This is a genomic window from Streptomyces sp. M41(2017) (genome assembly GCF_002078175.1).
In the GTDB taxonomy this organism is placed as follows: domain Bacteria; phylum Actinomycetota; class Actinomycetes; order Streptomycetales; family Streptomycetaceae; genus Streptomyces.
The window spans coordinates 179,438-195,608 of the sequence record NZ_MWFK01000002.1 but is presented as its reverse complement, the minus strand read 5'-3'; the positions used below and the strand labels follow the sequence as shown (position 1 = coordinate 195,608).

16 protein-coding genes and 2 pseudogenes are annotated in these 16,171 nt (G+C 67.1%); 16 read left to right on the top strand and 2 right to left on the bottom strand.

Annotation, left to right across the window (positions count from 1 at the left end):
- Positions 1–267 precede the first annotated feature (267 nt).
- The 16 genes and pseudogenes from ctaD to B0675_RS26445 form a co-directional block, all read left to right on the top strand.
- Positions 268–1,974, top strand: a complete 1,707-nt coding sequence (gene ctaD, locus B0675_RS26525; RefSeq protein WP_081222149.1) for a cytochrome c oxidase subunit I — start codon at positions 268–270, stop codon at positions 1,972–1,974.
- A 13-nt stretch (positions 1,975–1,987) separates the two neighbouring features.
- Complete coding sequence (locus tag B0675_RS26520) at positions 1,988–2,332, top strand: cytochrome C oxidase subunit I (protein ID WP_179165439.1); 345 nt, start codon at positions 1,988–1,990, stop codon at positions 2,330–2,332.
- 529 nt (positions 2,333–2,861) lie between these two features.
- A complete protein-coding gene (locus B0675_RS26515; protein WP_107482923.1) occupies positions 2,862–3,680 on the top strand; it encodes a SigB/SigF/SigG family RNA polymerase sigma factor in 819 nt (272 codons plus the stop codon).
- 79 nt (positions 3,681–3,759) lie between these two features.
- On the top strand, positions 3,760–4,143 hold the full coding sequence (locus B0675_RS26510) for a DUF5133 domain-containing protein (RefSeq protein WP_081222147.1): 384 nt from the start codon (positions 3,760–3,762) through the stop codon (positions 4,141–4,143).
- Between the two features lie 11 nt (positions 4,144–4,154).
- Complete coding sequence (locus tag B0675_RS26505) at positions 4,155–4,418, top strand: hypothetical protein (protein WP_081222146.1); 264 nt, start codon at positions 4,155–4,157, stop codon at positions 4,416–4,418.
- Positions 4,419–4,525: 107 nt separating this feature from the next.
- Entirely contained in the window at positions 4,526–4,810 is a 285-nt protein-coding gene (locus B0675_RS26500; protein ID WP_143661114.1) for an ANTAR domain-containing protein, read from the top strand.
- A gap of 40 nt (positions 4,811–4,850) precedes the next feature.
- A complete protein-coding gene (locus tag B0675_RS26495) occupies positions 4,851–5,387 on the top strand; it encodes an isochorismatase family cysteine hydrolase (RefSeq protein WP_081222144.1) in 537 nt (178 codons plus the stop codon).
- 452 nt (positions 5,388–5,839) lie between these two features.
- Positions 5,840–6,067 carry a DUF2945 domain-containing protein gene (locus B0675_RS26485; RefSeq protein WP_081222142.1) on the top strand — a complete coding sequence of 76 codons (228 nt, stop codon included), beginning with the start codon at positions 5,840–5,842 and terminating at the stop codon, positions 6,065–6,067.
- Positions 6,067–6,402, top strand: a complete 336-nt coding sequence (locus tag B0675_RS26480) for a DUF3140 domain-containing protein (RefSeq protein ID WP_081222141.1) — start codon at positions 6,067–6,069, stop codon at positions 6,400–6,402. Before B0675_RS26485 ends, B0675_RS26480 begins: the two co-directional genes overlap by 1 nt.
- A gap of 361 nt (positions 6,403–6,763) precedes the next feature.
- Positions 6,764–7,673: pseudogene (locus B0675_RS26475) on the top strand (SDR family oxidoreductase).
- Positions 7,674–7,758: 85 nt separating this feature from the next.
- Entirely contained in the window at positions 7,759–8,223 is a 465-nt protein-coding gene (locus B0675_RS26470; RefSeq protein ID WP_081222140.1) for an SRPBCC family protein, read from the top strand.
- Between the two features lie 49 nt (positions 8,224–8,272).
- Complete coding sequence (locus tag B0675_RS26465) at positions 8,273–9,895, top strand: NAD(P)/FAD-dependent oxidoreductase (protein ID WP_081222139.1); 1,623 nt, start codon at positions 8,273–8,275, stop codon at positions 9,893–9,895.
- A gap of 362 nt (positions 9,896–10,257) precedes the next feature.
- Complete coding sequence (locus B0675_RS26460) at positions 10,258–11,136, top strand: SDR family oxidoreductase (RefSeq protein WP_241539998.1); 879 nt, start codon at positions 10,258–10,260, stop codon at positions 11,134–11,136.
- A gap of 111 nt (positions 11,137–11,247) precedes the next feature.
- Entirely contained in the window at positions 11,248–12,432 is a 1,185-nt protein-coding gene (locus B0675_RS26455) for a zinc-dependent alcohol dehydrogenase (protein ID WP_081222138.1), read from the top strand.
- A 790-nt stretch (positions 12,433–13,222) separates the two neighbouring features.
- The gene (locus B0675_RS26450; protein WP_241539997.1) at positions 13,223–14,365 is read left to right on the top strand and encodes a Vms1/Ankzf1 family peptidyl-tRNA hydrolase; all 1,143 of its coding nucleotides are present in this window, start codon (positions 13,223–13,225) and stop codon (positions 14,363–14,365) included.
- A 500-nt stretch (positions 14,366–14,865) separates the two neighbouring features.
- A pseudogene (locus B0675_RS26445) lies at positions 14,866–15,257 on the top strand (YsnF/AvaK domain-containing protein); the annotation flags it as partial.
- Positions 15,258–15,339: 82 nt separating this feature from the next.
- On the opposite strand, the gene B0675_RS26440 reads toward B0675_RS26445, so the two are convergent.
- On the bottom strand, positions 15,340–15,789 hold the full coding sequence (locus tag B0675_RS26440; RefSeq protein WP_081222136.1) for a DUF3618 domain-containing protein: 450 nt from the start codon (positions 15,787–15,789) through the stop codon (positions 15,340–15,342).
- Positions 15,786–16,157: a phage holin family protein gene (locus B0675_RS26435; RefSeq protein WP_081222135.1), complete on the bottom strand. Its 372-nt coding sequence runs from the start codon at positions 16,155–16,157 to the stop codon at positions 15,786–15,788. Before B0675_RS26435 ends, B0675_RS26440 begins: the two co-directional genes overlap by 4 nt.
- Between the last annotated feature and the right edge of the window lie 14 nt (positions 16,158–16,171).

Below are 16,171 nucleotides of genomic sequence, written 5' to 3'. Positions count from 1 at the left end.
GCCTCTACGGGGGAGGGGCGCATCGGATCCGCCTGGCGCAGCGGGCGAGGTCCGCGGTCACAGGACGTGTCTCGGACCCTCCGCCCGTTCACACCGACAGCACGAACTGGATCCTGCATGCTGCGAATGCCTCTGCTTACTGCATTTGGTGTAAATCGTCACCCGGCTGCCTAATTGCTGTCCTGTTAGGGGGGCAACGGAAGGCCACGTCGGTGAGGATGCCCGAGCCAACTGTCACGACCGCCAGCAGCCGGGGAGAACCGCAACTTGAGTACCCTCAACGAACCGCAGGGCGTAGAGGCCGGCGAAGACTCGTACGAGAGTGAGCTGCCGGTTCGGCGCAAGCAGCCCGGCAGTGTTGTGATCAAGTGGCTCACCACCACAGACCACAAAACGATCGGCACGTTGTATCTGGTCACGTCGTTCGCGTTCTTCTGTATCGGCGGCGTCATGGCGCTGCTCATGCGCGCCGAACTCGCGCGCCCCGGCATCCAGTTGATTTCCAATGAGCAGTACAACCAGGCGTTCACTATGCACGGCACAGTCATGCTGCTGATGTTCGCGACCCCGCTGTTCGCGGGATTCACTAACTGGATCATGCCGCTGCAGATTGGCGCGCCCGACGTGGCGTTCCCGCGGCTGAACATGTTCGCCTACTGGCTCTACCTGTTCGGCTCGACGATCGCGGTCGGTGGCTTCCTCACCCCGCAGGGCGCGGCCGACTTCGGCTGGTTCGCCTACAGCCCGCTCTCCGACGCGGTCCGCTCACCCGGGGCCGGCGCCGACATGTGGATCATGGGTCTAGCCTTCTCCGGCTTCGGCACCATCCTCGGCGCGGTCAACTTCATCACCACGATCATCTGCATGCGCGCTCCCGGCATGACGATGTTCCGCATGCCTATTTTCACGTGGAACGTGCTGCTCACCGCCGTGCTGGTGCTGCTCGCGTTCCCCGTGCTCGCGGCAGCCCTGTTCGCCCTGGAGGCGGACCGAAAATTCGGGGCGCAGGTTTTCGAAGCGGCCAACGGCGGACCGCTCCTGTGGCAGCACCTCTTCTGGTTCTTCGGCCACCCCGAGGTCTACATCATCGCTCTGCCATTCTTCGGGATCGTCAGCGAGGTCATTCCGGTCTTTTCGAGAAAGCCCATTTTCGGATACATGGGGTTGGTCGGGGCGACCATCGCGATCGCCGGTCTGTCCGTGACCGTGTGGGCGCACCACATGTACGTCACCGGTGGCGTACTGCTCCCGTTCTTCTCCTTCATGACGTTCCTCATCGCCGTACCGACGGGCGTGAAGTTCTTCAACTGGATCGGAACGATGTGGAAAGGATCGCTGTCCTTCGAGACACCGATGCTCTGGTCCGTCGGCTTTCTCGTCACGTTCTTGTTCGGTGGTCTGACCGGCGTCATCCTGGCGTCGCCGCCGATGGACTTCCACGTCTCGGACTCGTACTTCGTGGTGGCGCACTTCCACTACGTTGTGTTCGGCACCGTCGTGTTCGCGATGTTCTCCGGCTTCCACTTCTGGTGGCCGAAGTTCACGGGCAAGATGCTCGACGAGCGGCTCGGTAAGATCACCTTCTGGACGCTGTTCGTGGGCTTCCACGGCACATTCCTGGTGCAGCACTGGCTGGGGGCTGAGGGCATGCCGCGTCGCTACGCGGACTACCTTGCTGTCGACGGCTTCACCGCGCTGAACACGATCTCGACGATCAGCTCGTTCCTGCTCGGCCTGTCGATCCTGCCGTTTCTCTACAACGTGTGGAAGACGGCCAAGTACGGCAAGAAGGTCGAGGTCGACGACCCGTGGGGCTACGGCCGCTCCCTGGAGTGGGCCACCTCGTGCCCGCCGCCGCGGCACAACTTCCTCACCCTGCCACGCATCCGGTCGGAGTCCCCGGCGTTCGACCTGCACCACCCCGACGTCGCCGTGATCGACGTCGCCCACAACGCAGAGGGAACCCGTCCGTAAAGAGGAGGGCCCGGTGAGTAATCAGTTCCGCCCGGAGCACGACGACGCATTGGGTAACGAAGTAGAAGGCTTCTTGCTGTGGCAGGCCACCGTGACAGAGGCGGAGCAACGTGCACGCGACTTCACCGTCGCCATGGATTGGCTGACTACATCACAGCGAGCAGACATCGAACAGCGCTACATCTCTGAGAGCTTGCAACGCGCCCGCACCGATATCGAGCGTATCGCTGCGCGCTGCCTGTCTCTGCGCGCGGAGTACGAGAACCGATACCAGAGCTTGCGCAAGCGCTGCGTTGCCTGGACGCTAACTCTCACCGTCGGAGCTATGGCAGTCTGCGAAATCCTGACTTTCCTTTAACGGTCAGGTATCAGATGTCCTCCGCTCTGCTGCAAACAGAAATGCAGTTACGGGCCATCGGGACCCCTCTCCATAACCGGCCGTCTACCGCGCATGGGCCGCTCGGGAGAAGGTACGCGCAGGCGCCACCTCAACAGTGGGCTTGGCCGCCATCAGTTTCGGATGGCTGCCGTGCGACTGCCAACAGGGCAGTCGGCCCTGTGCAGGGGGGCGGCCGCTGGGTCATCCCTGCGGTCCAAGATTTCTGGCTCGCCTCGCGAAAGCTGCCAAAGTGATTTATTGTGCAAATCGGACCTGGTGCGTGCTCTTCGATCCGTGGCGTTTGCGGGCGTGATCGCGGGGCAGGCGCGGATTAGTGCTTCGGACCGGAGGCGCACGCCGAGCGGGGACCGCCCCAGCTGCTGCGAATTCCTCAGGCGAGGCAGATCTCCGTACGGCGAACCCTGACTACCCGTTTCTGCTGTGCCCGGGCATCCGTCCCGTGCATGGCAGGTACTCACCGCCAGGAGCGACCGCTGTGCTCACTCAGATAGCTGCCGACCGTGCTCATGGGGACAACCGCTCCGGCCCCCGATCCGTCGCCGAGCGGCGCACACACGAGGAATACCCGGAGGTCGATGCGCTCTTCGCGCAGCTGGCCGATCTGGAAGACGGTCCACAACGCGAAGCGGTGCGTGATGAGCTGGTGGCCTTGTGGCTTCCCATGGCCCACCGCCTCGCGAGCCGCTTCCGTGACCGCGGCGAAGCCATGGACGACTTGCGTCAGGTGGCAGCCCTCGGCCTCGTCAAGGCTGTCGACGGCTTCGATCCTTCCCGGGGGGCGTTCGAGAGCTATGCGATCCCCACGATCACCGGCGAGATCAAGCGGCACTTCCGGGACCGAATGTGGGCCGTGCGGGTGCCCCGGCGCGTGCAGGAGGTTCGCAACAGGGTCCGCGTCGCGCGCCGTGAGCTCTCCGAACGCTCCGGCGCGCCGGAGCCGACCCCGGCCGAACTCGCCGCACATACCGGGCTGACGGAGGACGAAGTCGCCGCAGGCCTGGAGGCTCTGCAGAGCTTCAGCAGCCTCTCGCTGGATGCCGAACTGGCCGCCGGTGACGACGGATACAGCCTCGGCGACACCCTCGGCGTGACCGATTCCGCCTTCGACCTCGTCGTCGACCGTGAAGCTGCCAAGAACGCTCTGCGACGACTGCCCGAACGTGAGCGAAGTGTTCTCTACATGCGCTTCTTCGAGGACATGACGCAAACACGTATAGCCGAGGAACTCGGCATCTCCCAGATGCACGTCTCCCGGCTCATCAGCCGCAGCTGCCAGCGCGTACGCAAAGAGGTGCTGGCCCCGTGAAACCGTCGCCCTCATCCCACGCAGCGCGTCCGAGGCCGTGCAACGGCCACCACTCGAAGAGTCCGAAGGAGTCGTACCGATGCTGATGCCCCTCCCCGCCACCCTGCGCCGACTCCTCACGGAATACGAAGCCCTCCTCGCCGCGGCCGGAACGTCCCCGTCCGGCCAGCACCTGCGCAACGTCGAATACACGCTGTGCGTGTCAACCGGCACCCGCGAGATCACTCACGCTCTGCACAAGGCACACTCCTACCTCGCCGCCTGCTCGGACACGCCACCAGCTGCCGGCGGGAAGCGTAGCCCCGAACGAGCGGTGGCCGAGGCGTCCCCGGCAGCGCCCGCCCTCACGGCAACCGTCTTCCAGCACGAGATCAGTGCCCTGCAGTGCGGCATCGGTGAGCACCCCCGCCTGGGGCACGCGGCGCTGCCCGGCTCGCACACAGCGCGGCCCGTCGGACAGTGAGGAGACAGGACATGAGCGAACGTTCCGTGATCATCCATCCGCCCACCAGACCGGTCGGCCGCCAGGTGTGGGTCGACGGACGACTCGTCGGCCAAGCACGTAGCCTCGGTGAACTCACCGTGCTTTTGCACCGGGCCGGCTGGGAGGACCTGGACGAGGTCGACGTCGCCGAACTGCCCCTCATCGAATGGCACGGTGGAGGACCGGAAGTCTGGACGCCGTGGACCAGCCCCTGGCCCACAAGCTCAGCCGCAGCCAAGGCAGGCACCCAGTGAGCCCGCTCCGCCAGGAGACGAGCCGGATGCAAGAGCGGCTTCCCACGGGGCAGGATCAAACCGATGATCTCCACCCTGCGCAGTCGGGAGCCGCTACGACGCGCGCCGTGGCCACCGCACCGGCAACGGGGCGGCAAGGACCACCGAGCACCTCGCTGCAGGGCGCATCCGCCGACCCGGTGATGCATCAGGCCGTCGGCATTGTGATGGCACTTGGGCGGCTGCCCGCCTGTTCGGCGCGGGCCGTACTGACGGAAGTCTCGCAGCGCACCACCATCACGCCGCTTCGCATCGCCGAATTTCTCACCTCCTGGGCATCCTGCGGTGAACTCAACCTCGGCATCCGCATAGCTCTGGAGGAGGCCATCCGGGCGCAGCGCCGCGCTGCCTGACCGACCCCCCCAGCCGCCGACGGAGCAGCCAGGACCATCCATGGGCAAAACCGCATTGATCGTCATCGACATGATCAACACCTACGACCATCCGGACGTCGATCGTCTCCTCCCGTCGGTGGCAGAGGCGATCCCGGCGCTCAGCCGCCTCCTGGAGCGCGCCAGAACCGCCGAGGCGCCTGTCATCTACGTCAACGACAACTTCGGCCAGTGGCGATCCCACCACGGAGAGCTGCTCGATGTGGCGCTCGCCGGCCCGCACGCCGACCTCGTCAAACCACTTCGGCCCGACGACACATCCCTCTTCGTCGTCAAGGCCCGGCACTCCATCTTCTACGAGACGCCGCTGACCTATCTGCTCGCCCAGCAGGACATCGACCACGTGGTGCTGTGCGGCCAAGTCACCGAACAATGCGTCCTGTACTCGGCGCTCGACGCCCACATCCGACACCTCCAGGTCACCGTGCCTCAGGACGCCGTGGCCCACATCCACGCCGATCTCGCCGACGCCGCGCTGCGCATGATGCGCCGCAACATGAATGCAAACATCTGCGCCGCCGCAAACGTCGCCTTCTGAGCCCACCGACGGACGCACGGCCCGACAAGCCCATAAGGGAAATGACGGCCGGTGGCGCCCGCGGTGGCCAGCGGCAACCTCGTCGACTGCGGGACGCACACTGAAGCCGTCTGCCGCCACCGCCCGGGCCCTGCCGAGGGCAGGCGCCGCGACCTCGCTCCTGGCAGGCGCAGCAGATCGGCCGCGGCTGTCGGCGGTCTCGCCCTTCTCGCCGGATCGGCCTGCACCCGCTTCGGCGTCTTCGCCGCGGACATCTCCTCTGCACACGAGTCCAAAGCACGGTCGTGCCCCAGCAGCTGCATCCTGCCCCCCCCGGCGGCCCCCGGCGCCGTTGCAGCGGATGCGTGGAGGGTGCGCAGGCGTGAGGCTGAGAGACGTGATCGGCCGTGGGTCGGTGATTTGCCGGGCCGCAGAGCGGCGGGTCCTTGTGGATCCGTCGGAAGGGAAGTGTCATGTCCGCGAAGAAGAAGCTCAGCAAGGGCGACAAGGTGGCGTGGAAGAGCCACGGCGAGAAGGTGACCGGAACAGTGAAGCGGAAGGTCACCGATCGGACGGAAGCGGCGGGCCGCACCGTCGACGCCTCTGCTGACGAGCCGCAGTATGAGGTCGAGAGCGACAAGAGCGGACGTTCAGCCGTGCACAAGCCCGGCGCCCTTGACAAGAAGGGCCGCCGATCCTGATGGCCGCACACGACGACGACCGTGACGAGACCGTCGGTGCGTTCCAGAAGGCCGTCAACATGCCCCCCGCACAGCTCGAGGACTGGCTGGCCACCGACGAGTCGAAGAGCGTCGGACAGAGCGACGGCACAGAAAGCGTCGGGCACGCCTCCGGCAGGCGCATCATCAAGCTCTTGAACACGAACAAGACGGACTTGACTGACAGCGACCTGGACCACATGCGCAAGGTCGTCGGCTACGTCAAACGCCACAGTGCGCAGCGCCCCGATGGCGACGTCACCGATACCCCTTGGCGATACTCGCTTATGAACTGGGGACACGACCCGAAGAAGTGACCGCCCAAGCGTCATTTCGCCCACCATCTGCGAGAGGCGGCTTCACAGCTTCTGTGGCGGCGCTCCATGGCTGAGGGCGGCAGCAGTCGCTGTCGTCGCTCGGCGCCTTCTTCATCAGTCCTGTGCAGTCACCGGACGCGTACGCGACAGGAGCATCGCCGCCTGCCAGGCCGTGCTCGACACGCGACAACGTCGGGCCCGGTCTGTGAGAAGGCTAGGGAACTGTTCAGGCCGCTCTGGTAACCCGGCGAAAGCCGGTGAACGCATCGACGGACACCACGCCAGAGCGCCCTCCCCGCAGGGATGTGATCTTATCCAGAAAGGCGCTCTTTGGTGCGCATTGTTCAAGTCTGGCACTGCTATGAGGGTCGGGAGTGGACTGGTGAAGCGAGAGAGCCCACTTCGCGGCCGCACCGTCGTGGTGACGGGGGCGGCGAGAGGCGTCGGCGCCGCTCTCGCGCGGGAACTGGGACGGCGGGGAGCGCGACTGGCGCTCGTCGGCCACGAAAGGCCGGTCCTGGAGGCGCGAGCAGCGGAGCTGGACGTCGCCGCCGTCTGGGAGGTCGATGTCACCGACCCCGCAGGTCTGGAAAGCGTGGCCCGTGAAGTCCGTGCGTCGCTGGGCCCGCCGTCGGTGGTGATCGCCAACGCAGGTATCGCCGAAGGCGGCCCGTTCTCCTCATCGGACCCGGACTCATGGCGCCGCGTGGTCGAGGTGAACCTGGTGGGCAGTGCGAACACCGGACGCGCCTTCCTGCCCGACCTGAGGAAGACGGCGGGCTACTTCCTGCAGATTGCCTCTCTGGCCTCAATCGGTGCCGCACCGATGATGAGCGCCTACTGCGCGTCGAAAGCGGGCGCCGAGGCATTCGCGCACTCGCTGCGCGCCGAGGTCGCCCATGAGCGCATTGCCGTGGGCATCGCCTATCTGAACTGGACCGATACCGACATGATTCGCGACGCCGACGAGCATGCCGTGCTGCGGGAATTGCGGGCTCATATGCCGGGCCCCCGCGCGGCGGGTGTACGGGGCCGATGAGGTGGCTCGCCGGCTGGTCCGTGCAGTGGAGCGCCGCCGCACCGCGGTATACGTGCCGGGCTGGCTCCGGGCTGCGCAGGTGGGCAGAGCTGCGCTGCCGCCTGTTGTGATGCGCCTGTCGCGCCGGGAACTGCCGCGGCTGGCGGGCCGGCATCCGTTCCTGGCCACTGGCCTGCTCGGCGCCGGCGGTGACGCCGACCATCGCAGCAAGATCGGCAATGGCAGTGCGTGAAACATGAGGTTGCCCCGCCCGGGGTTGTGTGCGTTCAGACGGGGGACTCAACGCAGATCCTTCCCGGCTGACACAGGAGGTTGGCATGGCTGTCCGACACCGAATGATCAAGAAGAGGCCTCGTGACGTGTGGGCCGTCCTGGCCGATCCACAGCGCTACGCCGAATGGGTAGTGGGAACCGCCGAGTCTTTCCCGGTGCGCGGCAAGTGGCCCCAGGTTCACGCGGCTCTCGAATTCCAAGTCGAGGCTGGCCCGTTCACCCTCAACAACGAGACCGTGGTGCGGGCGTGCGTCGACGGGCGCGAACTGGAGCTGGAAGCCAAGGCCGGCCCCTTGGGCACCGCCAGGATCGCCATCGAGGTGCGCCCCTGGGGCGAGTACACGCTCGTGATCATCGATGAGCATCCGCTCCAGGGGGTCGGAGGCGTCCTGCACAACTTCGCCGTGGAAGCCCTGATCCAGATCCGCCACCGCACCATGCTCGCTCGCCTGGCGGACCTGTGCGAGAACACATCCACAGATCAACAGCAGCCCGATCCGTCGCGGTGATCCCGCCGCCTCACGTCACTGACAGCAACGAAGACAACAGGAGGCGGGCATGGCGGACGCTGTGGTGATCGGGGCGGGCCCCAACGGCCTCGTGGCAGCCAACTTGCTGGCCGACCAGGGCTGGAGCGTCGAGGTACTCGAGGCACAGGACGTGCCCGGCGGTGCGGTCCGGCACGACCACGGTGTGGCGCCCGACTTCACCAACGACCTCTTCAGCTCCTTCTATCCTCTGGCCGCCGCCTCCCCGGTGCTGGCACGGCTGCAGCTGGAGCGTGAGGGCCTGAGCTGGAGCCACGCACCGAGCGTGCTCGCACACCCGCTGTCCGACGGCCGCTGCGCCGTGCTGGGACGCAGCATCGAGGACACTGCCGCTTCCCTGGATGCGTTTGCGGTCGGTGACGGTGCCGCGTGGCGCGAACTCCACGCCGTCTGGGAGCGGCTGCGGCCCGACCTGCTCGACGCGTTGTTCACCCCGTTTCCGCCGGTGCGCTCAGGAGCGAAACTGGCGATGCGCCTGAGGGCGGGGGGCGGGCTTCGCCTCGCCCGCTCCCTGATGCTTCCGGTCAGGCGCTTGGGAGAGGAAGAGTTCGAAGGCGAGGGGGGCCGCCTGCTCCTCGCCGGCAATGCCCTGCACGCAGACCTCGCCCCAGAGACGGCAGGCAGCGGTGGATTCGGCTGGCTCATGTCGATGCTCGGGCAGACCTACGGGTTCCCCGTGCCCCGCGGAGGCGCCGGCGCCCTCACTGACGCCCTCGTCCGGCGGCTCGTCAGACTCGGAGGGGCTGTGCGCTGCGGGAAACGTGTCGAGGAGATCGTTGTCCGTGATGGACGGGCCGTCGCCGTGCGCACAGCCGACGGTGAAACGGTGCCGGCACGTCGGGCGGTCCTCGCGGACGTCTCGGTACCTCACCTCTACGGCCACCTCGTCTCCCCGGAGCACCTTCCCGCCCAAGTCGTAGCCGACCTGCGCAGATTTCAGTGGGACTTCGCCACGTTCAAGGTCGACTGGGCCCTGGACAGCCCGGTGCCGTGGAACTCGGCGGGGGCCGCGTCAGCCGGGACCGTCCACCTGGCGGACGGAATCGACGAACTGACACGGTTCGCCGCGCAGATCGCCATGGGCCAGGTGCCTGACCGGCCTTTCACGCTCTTCGGTCAGATGACGACCGCGGACGCGACGCGCTCACCCAAGGGAACCGAATCCGCCTGGGCATACACGCACCTTCCGCACCACGTGAAGGGAGATGCCGGGGACGCGGGCCTTACGGGATCGTGGGACACGAGCGAACAGCGCATCATGGCCGACCGTATCGAACAGGTCGTGGAACGGTTCGCTCCTGGATTCCGGTCCACCATCCGCGCCAGGCGCATCCTCGCACCACCGACCCTGCAGTCCCTGGACGCGAACCTCCACAACGGCGCGATCAACGGCGGCACCACTGCGCTGCACCAGCAGCTTGTCTTCCGGCCTGTCCCCGGGACAGGCCGGCCAGACACTCCGATCAAGAACCTCTACCTGGCATCAGCAGGCGCGCACCCCGGCGGCGGAGTCCACGGCGCTCCCGGTGCCAACGCGGCACGCGCCGCCTTGCGAGGCCGCCTCCTTTCGGGCATCACACGGGCCCAGCAAAGCGGCCTGATGCGCCGTAGCCGCACAGGTAGAGCCCCGTGACAGGCACGGCGATGAGCCGAGCGCAGTCGATCCGCACCGACGGCAGGATGCACCGGGGATGCCCCGGTAGGACATGGTCCACAGCATGTGGCGGGCGGCTTCGGTGCCCAGGGCAACTAGTCCCAGCACGTGTCAGGTGCTCTGCGCCTGGGGGATCTCGCGGTCTGGCTGGGGCTTGTCGGCGCGGACAGCGGACAGCGGCCACGTTCGCGGGGCCGGGGCGGGGGAGCTGAATGAATGAACCGGAGGAGGGAACTCCGATACCTATGGACAGAATGCTCTTACAGGGCAGACCGGCCCTATTCGGCCGTGGAGTATCTGTCCGGGTAAGCGCAGACCTTTCAGCACAGAAGGATGACACCGTGTCCGAAACTCCCCGTTCGCAGCCTCGGCAGCCCGAGCCGGATTTCCCGCAGCAGAATCAGGAGCATCCGGGATGGACGGGTCCCATGGATCCGCCGCCCGATCACGGCGAGGACTCCTACCAAGGTTCCGGACGACTCCAAAACCTCAAGGCGGTACTGACGGGAGGCGACTCGGGCATCGGGCGGGCGGTCGCGCTGGCCTTCGCCCGAGAAGGCGCTGACGTGCTGTTCACCTACCTGGCGGAAGAGGAGGACGAGGCGGCGCAGACCACGCGCCTGGTCCAGGACGCCGGCCGCACAGCGATCGCTGTCTCCTGTGACATTCGGGAGGAGGAACAGTGCCGCAGGCTGGTCGAGCGTGCGGTGGAGGAATGGGGCCGCATCGACATTCTCGTCAACAACGCCGCCTATCAGATGTCGCAGCCGGACGGCATCGCAGCGATCACCACCGAGCAGTTCGACCGCGTCGTGCGCACCAACCTGTACGGCATGTTCTGGCTATCGAAGATGACGCTTCCGCACATGCCGCGAGGTGGTTCGATCATCAACACCACCTCGGTGCAGGCGTATCAGCCCAGCCCGCACCTGTTGGACTACGCCATGACCAAGGGGGCCATCGCCACCTTCACCCAGGGGCTGGCCCAGATGGTCGCCGCGGACGGTATCCGCGTCAACGCGGTCGCGCCCGGACCGGTCTGGACACCCCTGATTCCCGCGACCATGCCGGACACGACGGAGTTCGGAAAGCAGTCCCCGCTGGGGCGCCCGGCCCAGCCCGCGGAGATGGCCCCCGCTTACGTCTTCCTCGCCTCACCCCAGGCGAGCTACATCACCGCCGAGATCGTCAACGCCACCGGCGGCCAGCCCATCGGATAGAGCAGACCAAGGCGCCGATCCAGCCCTCTGGACAAAAGCACCCCCAAGGCCCACGATCGACCGCCCCGTCGTCATCACTGCCCTACAGAACAAGCTGAAGAGGCGAACAAGATGCGTGCATTGACCTGGCAAGGCCGGCGGGACGTGCGGGTAGAGACCGTTCCCGACCCCCGCCTGGAGCAGCCCGATGACGTGATCGTGCGGATCACCTCCACCGGCATCTGCGGTTCCGACCTGCACCTGTACGAAGTTCTCGGGCCGTTCCTGGACCCGGGCGACATCCTCGGCCACGAGGCGATGGGCATCGTCGAAGAGGTCGGCCCCGACGTACACGCCGTCGCCCCCGGCGACCGGGTCGTCATCCCGTTCAACGTCTCCTGCGGTACCTGCTTCATGTGCTCCCAAGGCCTGCACTCTCAGTGCGAGACCACGCAGGTACACGCCTACGGCTCCGGCGCCGCCCTGTTCGGCTACACCAAGCTCTACGGGCAGGTACCGGGCGGGCAGGCCGAATACCTGAGGGTGCCCTTCGGTAACCACCTGCCCATCAAGGTCCCCGACGGGCCCGCCGACGACCGCTTCGTCTACCTCTCCGATGTGCTGCCCACCGCCTGGCAGGCCGTCGAATACGCGGCGATTCCACCAGGCGGCTCACTCACCGTGCTCGGACTCGGCCCGATCGGGGACATGGCCACACGCATCGCCCAGCACCGCGGCGCGGGCCTCGTCATCGGCGTGGACCTCGTCAACGAACGCCTGGACCGCGCCTCCGCTCACGGCGTGACCTGCCTGGACCTGCGCCGCCACGAGAAGGACCTCGCAGACGCGGTCCGCGAGCTGACCGGCGGCCGCGGCGCTGACGCGGTCATCGACGCCGTCGGCATGGAAGCGCACGGCAACCCCGCGACCAAGGCCGCCCAATGGGCGACCGGACTCCTCCCCGACGCGCTTGCCCAGCCGCTCATGCAGAAGGCAGGCCTGGACCGGCTCGGTGCGCTCTACGCGGCAATCGACGCCGTACGACGAGGCGGCACCGTCTCCCTGTCCGGCGTGTACGGCGGCGCCATGGACCCGATGCCCCTTCTGCGCATGTTCGACAAACAGATCCAGTTCCGGATGGGCCAGGCCAACGTCTGGCGCTGGGTGCCCGAGATCCTCCCGCTACTCACCGATGAGGACGTCCTTGGAGTGGACGGGTTCGCCACCCACCACCTTCCGCTAGAAGACGCACCGAAGGCTTACGCAGCCTTCCAGGCGAAGCAGGACGGGATGATCAAAACTCTGCTCCGCCCCTGAACCACATACGGCTCCCTAGAGGGCTCCTGTCGGTTCACAACGGGCGTGCACTTCGACGGCACCACGTACCGGGTTGCGGGCTGGCGATCGATCTCGGAACGGTTGTAGCGCTCCCCACGGACGTCGGTGACCCACGGGATCCGCACCCCGCGCTTCTTCGCCGGCTTCGGCACCCGTCCTTCCCCATGCAGCGCCCTCCACCGAAGGACGCGCTCTTCCTCGATCTTGCCCTCTCGACATGATGAAGACCGGCTCATCGGCGAAACAGGGTGAGGACCCGGTGCCGTCACGGTTCCGGGTCCTCACCGTTCGCGCATCGACCGGTGCGCGGTGCCCGCTGTACGTGGCCGGGGGCGGCAGACACGTTGGTCGGGCCGGGGCGGCCGGGAAGATGCGTGTCGGGCCGCCTGAAATCCACCGTGCGCCCGTCCCGTCGGCCTCGCACGTCGTATCGGTTCATCCGGGTGAGGCGAGCAAACCGAGCATGAGTTCACGCCTGGAGCGCTGCAGTTCGGGGGTTCGCCCGAGCCCGCTGTACCCACTTACGGGTGACAGTAGTGCGATCCGCCGAGGCGCGAAGGAGCTTGGACACGAGGCCTGGGGTGGTGGCGTGGTTGGGGGGCACGCGCACGCTGAAGACGCGGGCACCGCTCTTGCGGGCCTCGTCGGTGGCCTCTGGCGAACAGCGTTTTCGGAACCGGCGCCCCGTCGCCGTCTCGGCGTTCTGCCACCGTCCCCCAGAAAGCGCGCACGCACGAGACGCCATTTCTCACTTTAGGTGTGGTTTGTCATGGATGATGCCTCTGGTTGTGATGTCGTCTCTTCGGAGGGCTTTGTGGATCTTTCGTTCTTGCGTCCCCTGTACGCGGTGGAGGGGCCGGTCGTGTCGGTTCATCTGGACACCAGCCGCGAGGATCAGGACGCCGACAAGCGCATCGAGCTGGTGTGGAACGGCTTGCGCAAGCATCTCGAAGATGCGGGCGTCGACACCGCGACCCTGGATGCGGTGGCAGCGGCCGTCGGCGGCTCACCGGAGATCGTCGGCCCCCAGGGCGAGTCGCTCTACGCAGCGGACGGCCAACTCCTCGCCGTCCACACCCTGTCCGCGCCCCCCGCGGCCGATCGAGCCGTCGCAGGCCCCGTAGCGGACGTACTGGAAACGGTCTTGGACCGGGACCGCCAGCTCCCGTACGTGGTCGTCGCGCTCGACCGGCAGGGCGGCGACATCGACGCCTACGCGGTCGGCACGTTCGACCCGGCGCGCAGCAGAAGCTACAACGGCAGCACGCTCCACATCACGCGGGTGAAGGCCGGCGGACCTTCGAAAGCCTCCTACCACCGCAGGACCGAGAACGTGTGGGACCGCAACACCGCTGGAGTGGCAGAGGAGATCGCCCAGGCCGTCGCCTCGGTCGAGGCCAGCGTCGTGTTTGTCGGCGGTGACGACAAGGCCACAGCGGTGCTCCGCGACCAGCCCGTCCTTGCCGCGCTGGACGTCAGCATCGTCGATGTTTCCGGCGGCCGTGGCGGCGAGGACGCTCTGGCCAGTCTTCGGACATCGGTCGATGCGGCGTTGGCCGAGGCCTCCGCCCGCGCCCACGAGGAGGCGTTCGCCCGCTACACGGCGGCAGCCGGTTCCGGAGCCGGTATCTCGTCGATCCCCGCCGTGACCGAAGCCCTGGCCGAAGGCCGCGTCGAGACGCTCCTGCTCTCGGCCGACCGCTCGGGTGAGCCCGCGAAGTGGTCCTCCGCCGCAGAACCCCTGCGTGTCACCTCCGCCCCCGAGGCGCTGGGCACCTCCGGAGCAGAAGCATTTTCCATGTCCGCCGCAGCACTGCTGCTGCGGGCCGCCACTCTCTCAGACGCCGGCTTCACCGAAATCCCTGAAGGGCAAAGCGCCGCGGACGGATGCGCCGCCACCCTGCGCTACTGACGCACCCTGTCGTGCGGCCGTCACGCACCAGCCGTTCATCCGACCCTGCGGGCCGTGCTGTTCGGGCGCCGGCCGCGGGGGAAGTAGCCCGGTCCCGTCCAGGGCGCGGCCGGGACCGGGCTACGGCCGAGCACAACACCCGGGCAGCGGATGCAGAGGGGTTCAACCTCTCGCACACCGTTGCTGGCGCAGCACCAGCCGCCTTCTACTGCTCATGAGCGAATAAAGGTCTTTCCTCACGATTCATCCAGCTACTCGGGAGGTGTCTTCAAGAGGGAGCAGGCGGGTCAAGATGATCATCCGAGAGCAGACTCCCGCCGTGCTGGACCGCCCGGTCTATGAGCGGACGGCAGCAAGGCCGGCGATGCGAAGAACGTCTTATTCGACGACGTCACCGTCAAGTAAGGCCTGGGAAGGCTGGGCCAGTCCGCGCGAGGAACTGCCTGGCAACACCGCGGCTGAGACCGGGGGCCATCGGTGGCCAGAGGTCCTACATGCGGTCCGGTGACGAGGCAATGACCCGCTCGGTCGAAAAGATGCACGTCGGGGTCGAGCGGCAGGAGACCGGCCGGGCACAGCTGCGCAAGTATGTGGGCATCGAGGCCTCAGCAGACCATCCCGGTGCGCCACGAAGAAGTCCGTGTGGTGCGTGAACCCGTCACCGGCGCCGACACGGACGACGACGCGCTGTCCGGCCCGGAGATCACGGAGGCGGAGCACGAGGTCACCCTGCACGCGGAGCGGCCCGTTGTGGAGACCAGGGTCGAACCGGTCGAGCGGGTGCGCCTGGAGACCGACGAGGTCATCGAGGAGGAGACCGTCACCGGAACGGGTGCGCAAGGAGCGCATCGAGGCCGACTCGGACGACGACGAGGACGACCGACGGCTGTGAGTGATCCAGCCTGGGAGTAGAAACGGCCAGGGGCCCGAATCCGGTATGGATTCGGGCCCCAGGCTGCTGCGAGGCTTCTTGTTCAGCCCTTCCTGCGGCGCCCGGCCAGCCACAGCACGGTGACGCCCGCCGCGGCCACCAGCAGCAGGGTGCGGTGCTCGCGCGCCTGCTGCGCGTACTGGGCCGTCTTCTGCTGCAGGGATCGGGGTGCCTTCTCTTCCCACATCCGTTCGGCCTGGGCTGCCGCTGCGCGGGCTTGTCCGGCTGCCTGGGCGGCCTTCTCCTTGACGGGGTCGGGCAGCTTGTTCTGGGCCTGTACGGTGGCCTTGGCGGCCTGGGTCTTCAGCTCGCCGGCCTTGGTGACAGCCTGGTCCTTGAGCTGGCCGGCTTTCTGCTGGGCGCGGGCTTTGACGTCGGTTTTGTCCGCGAGGGCCTGAACGGTGTCGCCGAGTTCGTGGCGGGTGTGCTCGATCTGTTCACGGAGCTCGGCGGGGGTGGGGGCGGTGTTCTGGTCGGCGGGCGTATGGGTCATCGGTGTGCGCTCCTCTTGATCTCAGCCACGTCGGCCTTGACGTTCTCGATCGTGCTTTCGGGGGTGGGCGGGGAGGCCTTGGCGGCCTGCTTCTTGCCGCTGAGGGCCATCACCGCGGCGATCACGCCGAGGACGGCGGTGACGATCAGGGCTGCAGCCCAGAGCGGCAGGACGAGGTCGAGGGCCGCGATGGCGGTGGCAACCAGTGCCTGGAGCATCAGGAAGCCGGCGAGCGAGGCGCCGCCGAACAGGCCGCCGCTCTTGCCGTAGCGCTTTCCCTTTTCCTTCATCTCCGCCTGCGCGAGCTGCATCTCGCCGCGCACGAGTTCGGTCAGCTGCTGGGAGGCGCGCTGGACCAGCTCGCCCACCGGCTCATGCCCCA

Bases quoted from the DNA above. Each gene is read 5' to 3' on its own strand.
- B0675_RS26510 (WP_081222147.1), top strand. From the start codon at position 3,760: ATGCTGATGCCCCTCCCCGCCACCCTGCGCCGACTCCTCACGGAATAC.
- B0675_RS26505 (WP_081222146.1), top strand. From the start codon at position 4,155: ATGAGCGAACGTTCCGTGATCATCCATCCGCCCACCAGACCGGTCGGC.
- B0675_RS26495 (WP_081222144.1), top strand. From the start codon at position 4,851: ATGGGCAAAACCGCATTGATCGTCATCGACATGATCAACACCTACGAC.
- B0675_RS26485 (WP_081222142.1), top strand. From the start codon at position 5,840: ATGTCCGCGAAGAAGAAGCTCAGCAAGGGCGACAAGGTGGCGTGGAAG.
- B0675_RS26480 (WP_081222141.1), top strand. From the start codon at position 6,067: ATGGCCGCACACGACGACGACCGTGACGAGACCGTCGGTGCGTTCCAG.
- B0675_RS26470 (WP_081222140.1), top strand. From the start codon at position 7,759: ATGGCTGTCCGACACCGAATGATCAAGAAGAGGCCTCGTGACGTGTGG.
- B0675_RS26465 (WP_081222139.1), top strand. From the start codon at position 8,273: ATGGCGGACGCTGTGGTGATCGGGGCGGGCCCCAACGGCCTCGTGGCA.
- B0675_RS26455 (WP_081222138.1), top strand. From the start codon at position 11,248: ATGCGTGCATTGACCTGGCAAGGCCGGCGGGACGTGCGGGTAGAGACC.
- B0675_RS26450 (WP_241539997.1), top strand. From the start codon at position 13,223: ATGGATGATGCCTCTGGTTGTGATGTCGTCTCTTCGGAGGGCTTTGTG.
- B0675_RS26440 (WP_081222136.1), bottom strand. From the start codon at position 15,789: ATGACCCATACGCCCGCCGACCAGAACACCGCCCCCACCCCCGCCGAG.